The sequence below is a fragment of the Mesorhizobium sp. M0938 genome (genome assembly GCF_040319125.1).
In the GTDB taxonomy this organism is placed as follows: domain Bacteria; phylum Pseudomonadota; class Alphaproteobacteria; order Rhizobiales; family Rhizobiaceae; genus Mesorhizobium; species Mesorhizobium robiniae.
Window position 1 is genome coordinate 221,295 of sequence record NZ_JAMYNS010000006.1, and the last position, 15,266, is coordinate 236,560.

A 15,266-nucleotide genomic window follows, 5' to 3' on the forward strand; every position below is an offset into this window, starting at 1 on the left:
CCCTGAAACCCGAAAACTGTTGCGGCCGCATATCGCGGCTTCTGGCCGGATCGTAGTCATGCACCCTATTCGAAACGGCCCGCCAGCGCCAACGCCTGTCGCAAAATCGACAAGAATTCCAATAGATTTGCGGTCGCTTTCCTTTTGCGGGAAGTCGCAAATCAGCTATGGAGAAGCGGCCCTCGCGGGTTAGGTATTGACGCAATATTTTTTGAGCTGCCGTGATTGTTCCACACGGCAAGGAGCCTGAGAAAAAATGGCCGACGACGAGATCATCCTTTCCGAGCTTTCCGATGACGAACTCGTGCAGCAGATGCACGACGACCTCTATGACGGTCTGAAGGAAGAGATTGAGGAAGGCACTCAGATCCTGCTCGAGCGCGGCTGGGCGCCTTACAAGGTGCTGACCGAGGCGCTGGTCGAAGGCATGCGCATTGTCGGCGAGGATTTTCGCGACGGCATCCTGTTCGTTCCCGAAGTGCTGCTATCGGCCAACGCGATGAAGGCCGGCATGTTCATCCTGCGTCCGCTGCTTGCCGCCACCGGCGCGCCGAAGCAGGGCAAGATGGTGATCGGCACCGTCAAGGGCGACATTCACGACATCGGCAAGAACCTCGTCGGCATGATGATGGAGGGCGCCGGCTTCGACGTCATCGACCTCGGCATCAACAATGCGGTGGAAAAATATCTCGACGCTATCGAACAACACCAGCCTGACATCATCGGCATGTCGGCGCTGCTGACGACAACCATGCCCTACATGAAGGTTGTCATCGACACGATGAAGGAAAAGGGCATCCGCGACGATTATGTCGTGCTGGTCGGCGGTGCGCCGCTCAACGAGGAATTCGGCAAGGCGGTCGGGGCCGACGCCTACTGCCGCGATGCGGCCGTGGCGGTCGAGACCGCCAAGGACTTCATGAAGCGCAAGCACAACGTCCGCGCTTCGGCCTGAGCTGACGAGGAGAAGACAGGAGTATAAGTACGGAAGCCCGTACTTATACTATGCAGGCCGAAGCGGCGCGTAGCGCCTGGCAGCAAGCGACAGTGGTCCGCGCAACGAACATGCCGATGACTATTCCGACTCTTTCGCCTCTTCCTTTTTCAGGACCGGCGTGTCGGCAGTTGTCGTATTCGTGATGCTTGCGACTTTGGTTTGCTGATCAACGCTTGCAGCTTTGGTTTGCTGATCCACGGAAGCCGTCGTTTTAGTGTGGCCAACACATTCCGCTGCGGCGCCGGACACAGAAAGGCCCAGTGCGGCGACAACCAAGAGAGCGGTCTTCATCCTAAGGCTCCTAGCTTCGTTGTTGAGGGTACCAGAAAAGGGTAACGGCATATCCCCTGCTCGAAAAGTCAACTTTTCGTGCCTGACCTGACGAAAGCAGTTGCAACAGGCGGACACGACGTCCGCGTCTCGGCCCAGAGTATCCGGCACGAACAATAAACCGAGCCGCGCCTTGCAGCGCGACTTTGTTGCTCCCAGATGTTAGAAGGGCTTAACGCGCATCGCTTGAACTATGTTGATCGCGATGCGCGTTGATAAGATTGCGGATCAGGGATTCTCGACCGTGTCCTCAACCGCGTTGGCTGTCGATTTGACATCCTTGCCGACGCCGCGGACGGTGTTGGCGCAGGCCGAAAGTGCCAGGGCACTAGCTAGAATGGCGATGGGTGCAAGGCGCAACAGTTTCATGGATAGTGTCTCCCTCGTTCGATAGATTCGAAACAATAGCACGAAAACCGTTCTATGAGTGCCGTACGAAAACTACAACCCGATCAAAGCGCCAGGCTGCTCGTCATCGCCTGCGGGATGATTGCGCGCGAAATTCTGGCCGTCAAGGAGCAGCTGGGGCTCGACCATCTCGACCTGACCTGCCTGCCGGCTGAGTTCCATTTCTACCCTGACCGCATCGCGCCGGCCATGGACAAGGCAATCGAGAAGGCCAAGGCGGACGGCTATAGAAACATCTTCGTCGGCTACGCCGATTGCGGCACCGGCGGCCTGCTCGACCGCGTCTGCGAGAAGCATGGCGTCGAGCGCATGGCCGGGCCGCATTGCTTTGCCTTCTACCAGGGTATGGACGCCTATGCGAAGGTCGCCGACGACGACATGATGTCGTTCTACATGACCGACTTCCTGTGCCGGCAGTTCGACGCCTTCTTCATGAAGCCGCTCGGCCTCGACAGGCATCCGGAGCTGATCAAGGACTATTTCGGCAATTACGAGAAGCTGATCTATATCGCCCAGACCGACGATCCGGAACTCGATAAGGTCGCCGAGCGGGCCGCGAAAATGCTCGGCCTAGCCTATGAGCGCCGATCGACCGGCTATGGCGACCTGCCGACGGAGCTGGCCAGCGCCGCGGCACGCGGCTGATCTTTCGATCAGGCGGCTCCTTCTTCCGCCGCAAGGGTGGCGAGCACGTCGGCAAAGCTCGTCTTGCAGACGAAGCCCAGCCTGTCTCTCGCTCGCGAAGCATCGTAAATGCGGTCGATCGAGGAAAACATTGTCCAGCGTTTGCGGGCGTAGAGCGCCGGAAACTCCGGGAAATAGCGCGCGACGACGGACGGTGCGTCCGCGATCAATGCCTCGCAATCGTCGGGCCTGAACGGCGTTGGCGCCGAGACGATGAAGGTGTCGAAGCCCAGTTGCGGTGCCTTCTCCAGTGCCGCGATATGGGCATCCGCTGCATCTTCCACCGTCAACCGGCGAAACAACAGCTCATTGGCTTTGGTGTTGGCGTCCGACTGTTCGATCGCATGCGCCATGTCGTCGGCTTCGGGAAAGAAGCGCGCCGTGCGCAGCACGATCACCGGCAGGCCGTGCTCGATGTGGTACAGACGGCAAAGATGTTCGGCCGAAAGCTTGGTGACGCCGTAGATGTTGCGCGGCTCGGGCGACATCTCTTCGGTCAGCCAGGCAGCCTTGCGCGCACCGCCGGTGAAGCCGGCGCGGATGGCTTGCGAGATCATCAGCGACGTCGTCGACGTGAAGACGAAGCGCTGAACGCCCGATACCACCGCCGCATCGAGCAGGTTCAGCGTGCCGCGCACATTCGTCTCGACGAAATCCTCATTGCGGTTATGTTCGATATCAGGCTTGTGCAACGCGCCGCTGTGGACGATAGCCTCGATGCGGTTTTCCCTGACTGTCCGCATGACCAGATCACGGTTGGCAACCGAGCCGATCATTTGCGTTTGCGCCGACGGAACGGGATCGAAACCGATGACGTCATGGCCAAGATCCCGCAGGCGCGGCGCGAGCACTCTGCCCAGCCAGCCTGACGATCCCGTAAGCAAGATCCGCATCGGCAAAACCACGATTTTTGACCTGACTGCTGTTAAGCACGGATGACAGGCAGCCGCGAACAGGTAAGTTATGTGCCAAACGAGAAAACAGGCTGCTCCAGCCATCGACCGGGAAACGCACCGATGATCGCTCGCCTCCTGATTGCCGCAGGAATTGTCTGCTTCGCCCTCCCCGCGTTCGCCGATGGCGAGGTGCAGAAGCTGATCACGCCCGCCGACAAGGCGCGGCTCGACAAATATGACGAAACGCGCAAGGCAGCGCTTGACGAAGCCAAGGCCGGTAACGCCGCCGAGGTCAAAGAGCTCGACGCCTTGATGGCAAAGCCGCTGGTCTCGTTTTCCGACAAGGACCTGACCGGCAACTGGCAATGCCGTACCATCAAGGCCGGCGGGCCCGGCGCGCTGGTCATCTATGGCTGGTTCAAATGCAAGGTGAGCGACGACGGCTCGGGCTGGAGGCTGGAAAAGACCACCGGCTCGCAACGCACCAAGGGCCGTTTCTTCGACGATGGCGAAAAGCGTGCGATCTATCTCGGCTCCTTCTCCGTCAACAACGATCCCGCGAAACCTTATGGCAGCGGCCCGGAAAGCGACCAGGTCGGCTACGCCCTTCGCAGCAGTGCCGACGAATGGCGCATCGAGTTCCCGGCGCCCTACTACGAATCGAAGCTCGACATCCTTGAATTCAAGCGCTGAGCCTGCGGCTCTGACACCCTGGCCGATCACCAAGGATTAACCCGGGCCGCCTAACATCCCGCGCTAAGACCATGTCTTTACGGGCGGCACGTCGCGAACCATGGAACGCCAGAAATCAAACCTGCCGCCGATCGTCGTCGTTACCGAAGGCGGTCCGCATATCTGGGCCATCGTCAACGCCATCACTGACCGACTAGGTCCCGTCAGCGTCATTCTCGAAACCCCTGAATCCAAAAAGCAATTGCTGCTCGGGCGTGCCCGCCGCCAAGGCTGGCCACAGGCGATTGGGCAGTTCGGCACCATGGTGCTGACGCGGCTCGGCAAGCGGTTTTTCGCCGGGCACGCAGCACGCATCATCGCCGAACAAAAGCTGCAGACCGAACCCAGGCCCGGACAGGCGATCACCCACGTTCCCTCGGCCAATGCGCCGGAGTGCCTGCAGGCGATCGTGAATATCCGGCCAGGCGTCGTGCTGCTCGCCGGCTGCCGCCTGCTGTCGAGACAGACGCTGGCGAATATCCCTTGTCCGATCCTCAATTATCATGCCGGCATCACTCCCAAATATCGCGGCATGAATGGCGGCTACTGGGCACTGGCGTCGGGCGATGCGGAAAATTTCGGCACTACGGTGCATCTGGTCGACGCCCGGCTCGGCCCCCGCCGCGGGTTTCGGCCGGCGCGCGGCAAGCGTGGCCCGGGCGACACCATTTCAAGCTACGCGCTGCGGCAGGCGGCTTTCTCACGCGACATCTGCGTCGAGGCGGTCAGGGACGCGCTGGCCGGCAAGCTTGCCGCCTCAGATCCCGGCCTGCCCTCGAAACAATGGTACCATCCAACGATCTGGTTCTACCTGTGGACCGGCGTAAAAACCGGCGTCTGGTAATCCAGCTGTTCTGAAGCCTCGCCTTTCTCTTGCCGCTTGCGATTCTCTTGCCGCAAGCGATTGCGTCGCTTTTGAATGCGCGCGCGTCGTCCCATAACAAGCAGGCTGGTGGCGCTTGCGGCAATGCTCGAAACCACTGCATCGGCCCGAAAATCGAAATCGATCGTCGGAAAGCACGATGCAGCCGCGCTAAGGTGGTAGGGCGCCCTTTCCAACCAGACGTAAAGCGCCCTGCAGGAGTGAGAATTCATGGCCGATCTGATTGTCGTCTACTGGCGCGACATCCCCGCCCAGGTCATCGTCAAGAAGGGCCGGCAGAACGCCAAGCGCGAACTGCCGCTCCGCTTTACCGAGGCGATCGACATGTGTGCCATGCGCACCGGCGCCGGCGGCACCGACGATTACCTGGCCGAATGGCGCAAGGCCGACCCCGTACCGGTCAGCGACGACCTCGAAGCCGAGGTTGAAAAAGCCTTCCAGGAGTTCGACGCGAAATACGACCGCGAGCGGCTGGTCGCTCTGGTCAAGGCGGGCGGAAAAGAAAATGTCTGAAACAACCCCGGCGGTTACCCAGGCCACTCTGGTCAAGAAGGCAGCGCCGAAATCCGACTACAAGCCAGCCGACGTGTCGCCGCAGCGGCGCATCCAGCGCTCCTTCGCGGTGCGGCTGTGGTCGATCCGCCATTCGCGATTGCTCGAATGGTTCTATTCCAGGTTCGCCGACATGTTCCTGCTGCTGCATCCCTTGTGGAAAGGCATCGGCTACAACAGGGTCGAAGGCCCGATCAAATTCGTCGAAAAACGCGTCAAGGGTTTTATGTTCGATTGCCGCATGTGCGGCCAATGCATCCTTTCCTCGACCGGCATGTCGTGCCCGATGAATTGCCCCAAGCAATTGCGCAATGGCCCCTGCGGCGGTGTGCGCGCCAACGGCAATTGCGAGGTCGAGCCTGACATGCCCTGCGTCTGGGTCAAGGCCTGGGAAGGCTCGCGCAACATGGTGCAGGGCGACAAGATCCTCGACGTGCAGAAGCCGGTCGACCAGTCTCTGCGCGAAACCTCGGCATGGTTGCGGGTGACAGCACAGGCTGCCACCGCGCGCGAAATCGCCCGCCATGCGGCCCAGAATACTTCGAACACCGGGGCATCGGCATGATCGGCCGCCAGCGCGACGAGAACCCGGCCGGCATCGATTTGCCGCTCGAACCCCTGCCGGGCCACACCTCGCGCGGGCGCCTGGAGCGCGTGCTTCGGCGCGGCGAGTTCGCGGTAACGACCGAACTCAACCCGCCCGACAGCGCCGATCCGGAAGACGTCTACAACCGCGCAAAGATTTTCGACGGCTGGGTCGACGCCATCAACGCCGTCGACGCGTCGGGTGCCAACTGCCACATGTCGTCGGTCGGCATCTGTGCGCTGCTGACCCGCATGGGCTATGCCCCGATCATGCAGATCGCCTGCCGCGACAGGAACCGCATCGCCATCCAGGGGGACGTACTGGGCGGGGCGGCGATGGGCGTCGCCAATATGCTGTGCCTGACCGGCGACGGCGTGCAGGCCGGAGACCAGCCCGGCGCCAAGCCGGTATTCGATCTCGACTGCATGTCGCTGCTCGAAACCTGCCGCATCATGCGCGACAACGGCAAGTTCCTGTCCGGCCGCAAGCTGACGACGCCGCCGCAGCTTTTCCTCGGTGCGGCGATCAACCCGTTCGCGCCGCCGATCGATTTCCGTCCCTACCGGCTGGGCAAGAAGATCGCCGCCGGCGCGCAATTCGTGCAAAGCCAATACTGTTTCGACGTGCCGATGTTCCGCACCTACATGCAGCAGGTCCGCGATCTCGGTTTTACGGAAAAGTGCTTCATCCTGTGTGGCGTCGGACCGCTGGCTTCGGCCAAGACCGCCAAATGGATCCGCTCCAATGTGCCGGGCATCCATATCCCCGATCAGGTCGTCAAGCGGCTGGAAGGCGCCCAGGACCAGAAGAAGGAAGGCAAGCAGCTCTGCATCGACATCATCAACGAGGTGAAGGAAATTCCCGGCGTCTCCGGCGTCCACGTCATGGCCTATCGCCAGGAAGAATATGTCGCCGAGATAGTCGATGAATCGGGCGTGCTGAAAGGCCGCCAGCCCTGGAAACGCGAAATCCGCCGCGACGATCAGCTCGTCGCCGACCGGCTCGATCACATATTGCACGACGAGATAACCGAAACGCAGGTCGACATGGTCAAGACCGCGCATTGAAGGTGCGGACGGCCACCATTCGCTTGATCGAAATCAGAAACGATATAAAGAACTCTTTATATCACGACGGAGAGATTTCATGACCCGGACGATCGTCGCCTCGGCGACACGAGAAATCATCATCGGCTTCGACCAGCCCTTCTGCGTGATCGGCGAGCGCATCAATCCAACCGGGCGCAAGAAGCTCGCCGCCGAAATGGTCGCGGGCAATTTCGAGACGGTCATCAAGGACGCGCTGGAGCAGGCCGCCTGCGGCGCGACCATGCTCGACGTCAATGCCGGCGTCACCGCCGTCGACCCCAACGCGACCGAACCGGCGCTGCTGGTGCAGACACTGGAGATCGTGCAGGGGCTGGTCGACCTGCCGCTGTCGATCGACAGTTCGGTGACCGCGGCGATCGAGGCGGCACTCAAGGTCGCCAAGGGCCGGCCGCTGGTCAACTCCGTCACCGGCGAGGAAGAGAAGCTCGAAGCCATCCTGCCGCTGATCAAGAAATACAACGTTCCGGTCGTCGCCATCTCGAACGACGAGACCGGCATTTCGATGGACCCGGACGTGCGCTTCGCCGTCGCCAAGAAGATCGTCGAGCGCTGCGCCGATTTCGGCATTCCGGCCCATGACGTCGTCGTCGACCCGTTGGTCATGCCGATCGGCGCGCTGGGCGACGCCGGCCGCCAGGTGTTCGCACTGCTGCGTCGGCTGCGCGAGGAGCTCAAGGTCAACACCACCTGTGGCCTGTCCAACATCTCGTTCGGCCTGCCGCATCGCCATGGCATCAATGCCGCCTTCATCCCGATGGTGATCGGCGCCGGCATGACCTCGGCGATCATGAACCCGGTGCGACCGCAGGAGATGGAAGCCGTGCGCGGCGCCAACGTGCTGAATGGCACCGACGAGAACTGCACCAACTGGATCAGGACCTACAAGGACTACAAACCGGCCGAAGGCGGCCAGGCGATCGCGGCGCCCACGCAAGTCAATGCGCCGGGTGAAGGCAATGGCAATGGCGGCCGCCGGCGCGGTGGACGTGAAGCCCGTATGGCCCGAGGATAAGCGCGCAATCGTGAACTCACCCGCCAACATCACCGATCCGCTCGTGCTGTTCATGCCGTCGGGCAAGCGCGGCCGGTTTCCGATCGGCACGCCGGTGCTCGATGCCGCGCGCCAGCTCGGCGTCTATGTCGAGAGCGTATGCGGTGGACGCGCCACTTGCGGGCGCTGCCAGATCGAGGTGCAGGAAGGCAATTTCGCCAAGCACAAGATCGTCTCCTCCAACGACCACATCTCGCCCAAGGGCTCCAAGGAAGAGCGCTACGAACGCGTGCGCGGCCTTCCCGAACGGCGCCGCCTGTCCTGCTCGGCGCAAATCCTCGGCGACCTCGTCGTCGATGTGCCGCAAGACACGGTCATCAACGCCCAGACCATCCGCAAGGACGCCGACACCAGGGTCATCGCCCGCGATTCGGCAATCCACTTGTGCTATGTCGAGATCGAAGAACCCGACATGCATAAGCCGCTGGGCGATCTCGACCGCCTGAAGATCGCGCTGATGAACGACTGGGGGCTCAAGAGCCTCGATTTCGATTTCCATCTCCTGCCGCAGGTGCAAGGTATCTTGCGCAAGGGCAATTGGACTGCGACCGCGGCCATCCACAAGGATGCCGAGAGCGAGACCGCGCGGGTCATCTCTTTGTGGCCAGGCCTGAAGAACGAGGCTTATGGGCTTGCCTGTGATATCGGCTCGACCACCATCGCCATGCATCTTGTGTCGCTGCTGTCGGGCCGCGTCGCCGCCTCGTCGGGCACCTCGAACCCGCAGATTCGCTTCGGCGAGGATCTGATGAGCCGCGTTTCCTATGTGATGATGAACCCGGACGGTCGCGAAGGCATGACGGTCGCGGTGCGCGAGGCGATCTCGGGTCTGGTCGACAAGGTCTGCGCGGAAGGCAATGTCCAGCGCAACGACATCCTGGATTCCGTCTTCGTCGGCAATCCGATCATGCATCACCTTTTCCTCGGCATCGACCCGACCGAGCTCGGTGGCGCGCCGTTCGCGCTGGCCGTCTCGGGCGCCGTGCATATCAAGGCGTCGGACATCGGCCTGAAGCTCAACCAAGGTGCCAGGCTCTACATGCTGCCTTGCATCGCCGGCCATGTCGGCGCCGATGCGGCGGCGGTGACGCTGTCGGAAGGCCCGCACCGCCAGGACGAGATGATGCTGATCGTCGACGTCGGCACCAATGCCGAGATCGTGCTCGGCAATCGGGAACGGGTCGTGGCGGCCTCCTCGCCCACCGGCCCGGCCTTTGAGGGTGCGGAAATCTCCGGCGGCCAGCGCGCGGCGCCCGGCGCCATCGAGCGTGTCCGCATCGATCCCGATACGCTGGAGCCGAAATACCGCGTCATCGGCTCGGAGCTGTGGTCCGACGAGCCGGGCTTCCTCGACAGCGTGCAGGCGACCGGCGTCACCGGCATCTGCGGCTCCGGCATCATCGAGGTGGTCGCAGAGATGTATCTGGCCGGCATCATCTCCGAGGACGGCGTCGTCGACGGCGGACTTGCCGCCCGTTCGCCGCGCGTCACCGCGAGTGGCCGTACATTCTCCTACGTGCTGAAGGAAGGCGAGCCCAGGATCACCATAACCCAGACCGACGTGCGCGCCATCCAGCTCGCCAAGGCCGCCCTTTATGCCGGCACCAAGCTGTTGATGGAAAAGCAGAACACCGATCATGTCGACCGCATCCACTTCGCCGGCGCCTTCGGCTCCTTCATCGATCCGAAATACGCCATGGTGCTGGGACTGATCCCCGACTGCGATCTCGACAAGGTCTCGGCCGTCGGCAACGCGGCCGGCGCCGGCGCACGCATGGCGCTGCTCAATCGCGGCTATCGCCGCGAGATCGAGGAAACGGTGAGCCGGATCGAGAAGATCGAGACAGCGCTGGAGCCGAAATTCCAGGAGCACTTCGTCTACGCCATGGCGCTGCCGAACAAGGTCGACCCGTTCCCGAAACTGTCGGTGGCGGTGAAACTGCCACCACGCAAAACGGTCAGCGAGGACGGCATTGCCGGCGATGCCGCCCCACGGCGGCGTTCGCGCGAAGGCCACGCCGCCCGCCGCGGCCGGGGATAGCAAGGAAACAATAGGCGTCGCCGGCGACGCTTCCGATCTCCCCCCTTGCGCGGAAGATCGGAAATCGCTTCGGCTTTCGCCAATCACCAACGCCGGAAGGCGACGGATGAGAGGGCATCACCCTCACTCAATTTCATATGCATGCAAATGTTTCCGGATCAGCCCAAACTGAAACAAGGCGCTGTTTTTCGTGAAATCCACCAGATACATGTGCGGCGCATTTAACCGGCATCGAACGGCAGGCAGGAATAACTTTCAGCCGCCGCAGCACCTCCAAAGGAGATGAAGATGTCGATGTTCGAAAGCCTTGGCCGCTATGGTATGGCCATCAGGAATGCACACAAAAGAAACAGGTCTGTCCGGGCCATGAACAGCCTGCCGCCCGAAATTCAGAAGGACATCGGCTGGCCCGTGTCGCCGCGCGAAGACCCGCAGGTCACCTTCTCGGCCTTGCTTCTGGGTTCAGCGCGCTGATGACCTTCGCCGACAAATGCAAGCTGCTGGCCAAGCGCCGGAGCCGTCATGCGGCTCCGGCGGTAAGCGACAATCGGCTGCGCGCCGCACTGTTGCCCCGGCGCTGAGCATTGCAGCGAGCCACGACCGGATGCTGGCCTTGATTACCAGCCAGATCACACAACCGTGTTGTCTCTCAGTGCAAATCTTGACAATTTTGGCGAAGGCACGATCTTCGGAACTTGAGGGGTTCTCTTAGTCGGCTCAGCCGAAGTCCGTGTGTCCGCATGCCCAGTCTTAAAAGCCACGTCGTTTCCTTGGTGCTCAGGTATAGCCGCAAGAAAGCCTTCTCCAGCCCGGAAAACCTGCAGCGCTGGATAGCCTATGCTCGCAAGACGGAGAACCACCAGCCGCCGGTAGCACTGCGATCGCGTTTAGAGATCACGACGAGCAGCGTGGACGGCTTTCCCGTCTACGAGATCGCGCCCAAGGCCGGCGAGCGAAAGCGTATCCTCTACTTGCACGGCGGCGCCTATGTCTTTCAAATCACGTCCTATCATTGGGCACTGATTGCCGATATGGCCGACCGGCTGGGCTTTGGCATCACCGTGCCCATCTATCCCATTGCTCCCGAACATGATTTCCACGCCATGTTCGGCATGGTCGGCAAGGTCTACCGTCAGATGCTTGACGAAACGGAAGCGCAGGACATCGTCTTCATGGGGGATTCCGCAGGTGGCAACATGGCCGTGGTGCTGACCATGATGGCCGCGGAAGCAGACCAGCCTTTGCCGTCGCGTCACGTGCTGATTTCACCCGGCCTTGACGTGTCGCTCGCCAACCCTGAAGTGCTCGAGGCGGAACGCTACGATCCGTGGCTGGGAATTCCGGGGGGGCTGGAGGCGGTCCGGCTCTACAGTGCCGGCATTGATCCCAGCGACTGGCGCATCAGCCCGCTTTACGGCGACCTCTCGGTGCTGCCGAAAACACTGCTTCTGACCGGTTCGCGCGATATGCTAACCCCCGACAATCTGATCTTCGCGCAAAAGGCCCGTGCCGCCGGTGTCGAGATAGAGGTTGTGCACGAGCAAGGCATGTTCCATGTCTGGCCACTGATCGACATGCCAGAAGCGCGGCGCGCGCGGGACAGCATCGTGGCGTTTTTAACCAGCGACACCGAGAGCTATCACGCCAAGGCCGGCGAATTGGCGCTGCAAAGGACAGATCGAGGCGTCACCGCTCACAACCTGGCTACGCCGTTGCGATCCTGAATCAAAATTTCCCGGTTTCCCTGAACACTTCGAAGGTGGCGCGGATATGGTCGGCGACGGCCTTCACCGGCGCGCTGGCATCCGGCGCCACGATCATGGCCAGATTGTAGGTGCCGATGTCAGGCATGCCGTCCTTCGGGCAAAGCTCAACCATGTCGCTGCCGAGGAACGATTTCGGCAGCGGCGCCACTGCGAGGTCGGACATGATCGCGGCTCGCTGGCCGGCCGTATGCGCGCTCATATAGGCGACGCGATAGTTTCGGCCCTCACGGCCGAGCGCTTCGAGGGCGCCGGCACGCCAGGCGCAGCCCTCTTCCCACAATGACACCGGCAACGGCTCGCGAAGATGCGCGCAGCCGCCCTTGGCGCCGGCCCAGACGATCGGTTCGGTGAGCAGCACTTCGGCGCCGAGCGCGCTGGTTTTGTAGGAATTGGTGAGCAGCGTGATGTCGAGCGCCCGGTCGTCCATGCGCCGGCGCAGATTGCTGCTCTGGTCGATGGTCACGTCGACGGCGATCGAGGGATGTGACTGCGCAAAACGTTTCAGCACATGCGGCAGCACGCGCTCGCCATAATCGTCCGGCGAGCCGAGCCGCACCACCCCGACAATATCGGGGATGATGAACTTCGACACCACCTCGCGGTTGATCGACAACAGCCGGCGCGCATAGCCAAGCAGCATCTCGCCATCCGTGGTCAGCGTCACCGAACGCGCGTCGCGCGCGAACACCGAACGGCCGAGAATGTCCTCCAGCTTCTTGATCTGCATGGAAACAGCCGACGGCGTGCGGAAGACGGCATTGGCCGCGGCGGTGAAACTACCGGTCTCGGCGATCGCCACGAAAGTACGCAAAACGTCGAGATCGAGCAGCGGCAACGGATGATTGAGTGGGGCGTTCATGGGAGCCAGCCTTCAATTTTTCTGATGCAAACCATCATTCCATTTCGTTTGATTGAACATCACTTTGGGAGGATAGTCAACTCCATCGAAGGCGGACGTACCGAAAACGGTCTTGAAACGATCACGACATCGATCTGCAGTCGACACGAAATGAAGCTGAAACAAACCTGAGGTAGCCCAGTGACCGGCAACTCCCGAACCAACGCAAAGGAGATTGAAATGTCCATCCTGTCATCCATCGGCCGCATTGCGACCGAATTCAACGCGGCCCGTACCCGCTATCAGACCGAACGCGCCATCCGCTCTCTGCCGATCGAACTGCAGAAGGATATCGGCTGGCCTGAAGCCGCCGACAGCAAGACCAGCACGCGCTACGGCGTCGAATCCTGGGCTGGTGGAGCAAAATAGATCGTGTGTATTCAAAGCTGAAGGCCTGCCGCGCAGACGTTGCCCGGCAGGCCTTTTTATTTGCAATCAAATGACTTTCCGAGCCATGTCGCGGCTGCATGGCGCATATGAACGGGCTGCATAGCACACGAAATTTTGAACTAACGCCTTGTAAATAATCGTAAACCTTGGGCGGAATGCCCAAATATGTCGCATTCAGTGTCGCTTTTCATATCAAGTGCTTCGCTTTTGCGATTTAGTTTCCCCTCACGTAAGCCTATATCAACGTCAGCAAACGAGCTGCCCCACTCCATCAAGCGAAGGCGACCCGTCTGAGCAACCGAATGGAGATGATTATGAAGCTTTTTGCCCGCCTCTTCCCCCGTCGCGAAATGAACTTGACCACTGCGCTCGAGCGCCAGCGCCTTGCCAACACCATGCCCGGCCAGACCGGTGCCATGAATGCGGCGCGCCTGGGTTTCGTCGCGTAACATCCTGGGTTTCGTCGCCTAACATAATGACTTCCCTGTAGCAGCTTGCCGCTAGGCAGGGACTGGTAACAGCGCCGCTTCGGTTTTGCCGAGGCGGTGCTTTGTTGTTCACAGACCACATCCGGCATTCCTCAATCCGGCAGCATGCTGGGTCGGTCACCGCATAGCGATTGCCCATTTGCGACCCATGTCGCAAATAAAGTCCCTCCGTTGTCACCTAGCCAATTGACAGGAAAGGTTTTTCCTGATGTCGCTATGCTGATCGCGACATCCTGTTCGCGCCATTAAAGCGTGAGGGTTACCCTGTGAACGTCGTAAATCATCCGATCAAGCGATCGTTTGTATTCTTCCTGGTCCCGGATTTCACCATGATCGCCTTTGCGACGGCGCTCGATCCGTTGCGCTCGGCCAACCGGATGCTCGGCTACGAGGCGTACCGCTGGCGGCTCGCCAGCATCGACGGCAAGCCGGTGCGCGCCTCGAACGGCGTCGAATGCGCCGTCAACACCTCGCTGGAGGACGAACGTAAGAAGATGTCCGGACCGGAGCGGCCGAACATGGCGGTGGTCTGCAGCGGCATCAATGTCGAGCGCTACCAGAACAAATCGGCCTTCGCCTGGCTGCGCGAGGAATACAACCGCGGCGTCGCCCTCGGCGGCCTGTGCACCGGCGCACATATACTGGCCGCCGCCGGCCTGCTGTCCAACAAGCGCTGCGCCATTCATTGGGAGAACCTGCCGGGCTTTTCCGAGGCGTTCCCGAAAGCCAACGTCTTCGCCGACCTCTTCGAGATCGACCAGAACATCTACACCTGCGCCGGCGGCACTGCGGCGCTCGACATGATGCTGAAGCTGATCGGCGACGATTTCGACGACAATCTCGTCAACCGGGTGTGCGAGCAGGTGTTGACCGACCGCGTGCGCAGCCCTACCGATCGCCAGCGCCTGCCGCTGCGCGCGCGCCTTGGTGTGCAGAACTCCAAGGTGCTGACCATCATCGAATTGATGGAAGCGAACCTGTCCGAGCCGCTGTCGCTGATCGAGATCGCCGACCATGTCGACCTGTCGCGCCGGCAGATCGAGCGCCTGTTCCGCACCGAGATGGGCAGATCCCCTGCCCGCTACTATCTGGAAATCCGGCTCGATCGGGCCCGGCACTTGCTGATACAATCGTCGATGCCGGTGGTCGAAGTGGCGGTCGCTTGCGGCTTCGTCTCCGCCTCGCATTTCTCCAAATGCTACCGCGAGCTCTATGCGCGCTCGCCGCAGCAGGAGCGCGTCGATCGCAAGCAGTTGCTGGCGGCCTGACCCGCTCGGCGTCAGGCCGAGGTCGAACAATATGTCGAAATGGCGCCAGAAACAGTAAGACGATGCGGGGAGGAGCGCGCCGGTCGGGAAGCGGTTCGACGATGCAACTTCCAGCATCTTGGTGTGTAGCCTGTCTCGCGCTCCTTTTGCAATTGCGACGCATTTGAGATAGGACACTGACGTGTCT

18 protein-coding genes are annotated in these 15,266 nt (G+C 61.2%); 13 read left to right on the plus strand and 5 right to left on the minus strand.

What is annotated here, in order from left to right; genetic code table 11:
• Positions 1–256: 256 nt before the first annotated feature.
• Positions 257–955 (plus strand): cobalamin B12-binding domain-containing protein, encoded by a 699-nt coding sequence (locus NKH73_RS12950; RefSeq protein ID WP_008876431.1) that lies wholly within the window; start codon positions 257–259, stop codon positions 953–955.
• A 120-nt stretch (positions 956–1,075) separates the two neighbouring features.
• Here NKH73_RS12950 and NKH73_RS12955 read toward each other — a convergent pair whose 3' ends face one another.
• On the minus strand, positions 1,076–1,288 hold the full coding sequence (locus NKH73_RS12955) for a hypothetical protein (RefSeq protein WP_352931891.1): 213 nt from the start codon (positions 1,286–1,288) through the stop codon (positions 1,076–1,078).
• A gap of 267 nt (positions 1,289–1,555) precedes the next feature.
• Positions 1,556–1,696 (minus strand): EncA/B family entericidin, encoded by a 141-nt coding sequence (locus tag NKH73_RS12960; RefSeq protein WP_352931893.1) that lies wholly within the window; start codon positions 1,694–1,696, stop codon positions 1,556–1,558.
• A 54-nt stretch (positions 1,697–1,750) separates the two neighbouring features.
• On the opposite strand from NKH73_RS12960, the gene NKH73_RS12965 reads away from it, so the two are divergent.
• Positions 1,751–2,380, plus strand: coding sequence for a DUF1638 domain-containing protein (locus NKH73_RS12965; protein WP_352931895.1), 630 nt, complete (start codon positions 1,751–1,753; stop codon positions 2,378–2,380).
• 8 nt (positions 2,381–2,388) lie between these two features.
• Here NKH73_RS12965 and NKH73_RS12970 read toward each other — a convergent pair whose 3' ends face one another.
• The gene (locus NKH73_RS12970) at positions 2,389–3,312 is read right to left on the minus strand and encodes an NAD-dependent epimerase/dehydratase family protein (RefSeq protein ID WP_352931897.1); all 924 of its coding nucleotides are present in this window, start codon (positions 3,310–3,312) and stop codon (positions 2,389–2,391) included.
• A 123-nt stretch (positions 3,313–3,435) separates the two neighbouring features.
• Here NKH73_RS12970 and NKH73_RS12975 point away from each other — a divergent pair, with 123 nt between their 5' ends.
• The 9 genes from NKH73_RS12975 (at position 3,436) to NKH73_RS13015 (ending at position 11,993) form a co-directional block, all read left to right on the plus strand.
• Positions 3,436–4,008, plus strand: coding sequence for a DUF4893 domain-containing protein (locus NKH73_RS12975; protein ID WP_352931899.1), 573 nt, complete (start codon positions 3,436–3,438; stop codon positions 4,006–4,008).
• A 100-nt stretch (positions 4,009–4,108) separates the two neighbouring features.
• Positions 4,109–4,891 (plus strand): formyl transferase, encoded by a 783-nt coding sequence (locus tag NKH73_RS12980; protein ID WP_352931901.1) that lies wholly within the window; start codon positions 4,109–4,111, stop codon positions 4,889–4,891.
• Positions 4,892–5,140: 249 nt separating this feature from the next.
• Positions 5,141–5,443 (plus strand): virulence factor, encoded by a 303-nt coding sequence (locus NKH73_RS12985; protein WP_352931904.1) that lies wholly within the window; start codon positions 5,141–5,143, stop codon positions 5,441–5,443.
• Positions 5,436–6,047, plus strand: a complete 612-nt coding sequence (locus NKH73_RS12990) for a methylenetetrahydrofolate reductase C-terminal domain-containing protein (RefSeq protein ID WP_352931906.1) — start codon at positions 5,436–5,438, stop codon at positions 6,045–6,047. Before NKH73_RS12985 ends, NKH73_RS12990 begins: the two co-directional genes overlap by 8 nt.
• Complete coding sequence (locus NKH73_RS12995; protein WP_352931908.1) at positions 6,044–7,135, plus strand: methylenetetrahydrofolate reductase; 1,092 nt, start codon at positions 6,044–6,046, stop codon at positions 7,133–7,135. The genes NKH73_RS12990 and NKH73_RS12995 overlap by 4 nt, the downstream gene beginning before the upstream one ends.
• Before the next feature lie 79 nt (positions 7,136–7,214).
• Positions 7,215–8,189: a methyltetrahydrofolate cobalamin methyltransferase gene (locus tag NKH73_RS13000; RefSeq protein ID WP_352931910.1), complete on the plus strand. Its 975-nt coding sequence runs from the start codon at positions 7,215–7,217 to the stop codon at positions 8,187–8,189.
• Complete coding sequence (locus tag NKH73_RS13005; protein WP_352932253.1) at positions 8,140–10,269, plus strand: ASKHA domain-containing protein; 2,130 nt, start codon at positions 8,140–8,142, stop codon at positions 10,267–10,269. Before NKH73_RS13000 ends, NKH73_RS13005 begins: the two co-directional genes overlap by 50 nt.
• Positions 10,270–10,557: 288 nt before the next feature.
• The gene (locus NKH73_RS13010; RefSeq protein ID WP_352931912.1) at positions 10,558–10,743 is read left to right on the plus strand and encodes a hypothetical protein; all 186 of its coding nucleotides are present in this window, start codon (positions 10,558–10,560) and stop codon (positions 10,741–10,743) included.
• A 266-nt stretch (positions 10,744–11,009) separates the two neighbouring features.
• Positions 11,010–11,993: an alpha/beta hydrolase gene (locus NKH73_RS13015; protein ID WP_352931914.1), complete on the plus strand. Its 984-nt coding sequence runs from the start codon at positions 11,010–11,012 to the stop codon at positions 11,991–11,993.
• 1 nt (position 11,994) lies between these two features.
• On the opposite strand, the gene NKH73_RS13020 is transcribed toward NKH73_RS13015, so the two are convergent.
• Complete coding sequence (locus NKH73_RS13020) at positions 11,995–12,894, minus strand: LysR substrate-binding domain-containing protein (RefSeq protein WP_352931916.1); 900 nt, start codon at positions 12,892–12,894, stop codon at positions 11,995–11,997.
• 219 nt (positions 12,895–13,113) lie between these two features.
• Between NKH73_RS13020 and NKH73_RS13025 the strand changes: the two genes are divergently transcribed.
• A complete protein-coding gene (locus tag NKH73_RS13025; protein ID WP_352931917.1) occupies positions 13,114–13,302 on the plus strand; it encodes a hypothetical protein in 189 nt (62 codons plus the stop codon).
• Between the two features lie 140 nt (positions 13,303–13,442).
• Here NKH73_RS13025 and NKH73_RS13030 read toward each other — a convergent pair whose 3' ends face one another.
• On the minus strand, positions 13,443–13,775 hold the full coding sequence (locus tag NKH73_RS13030) for a hypothetical protein (RefSeq protein WP_352932271.1): 333 nt from the start codon (positions 13,773–13,775) through the stop codon (positions 13,443–13,445).
• Positions 13,776–14,140: 365 nt separating this feature from the next.
• Here NKH73_RS13030 and NKH73_RS13035 point away from each other — a divergent pair, with 365 nt between their 5' ends.
• The gene (locus tag NKH73_RS13035) at positions 14,141–15,079 is read left to right on the plus strand and encodes a GlxA family transcriptional regulator (protein WP_348627380.1); all 939 of its coding nucleotides are present in this window, start codon (positions 14,141–14,143) and stop codon (positions 15,077–15,079) included.
• The last annotated feature ends 187 nt before the right edge of the window (positions 15,080–15,266 follow it).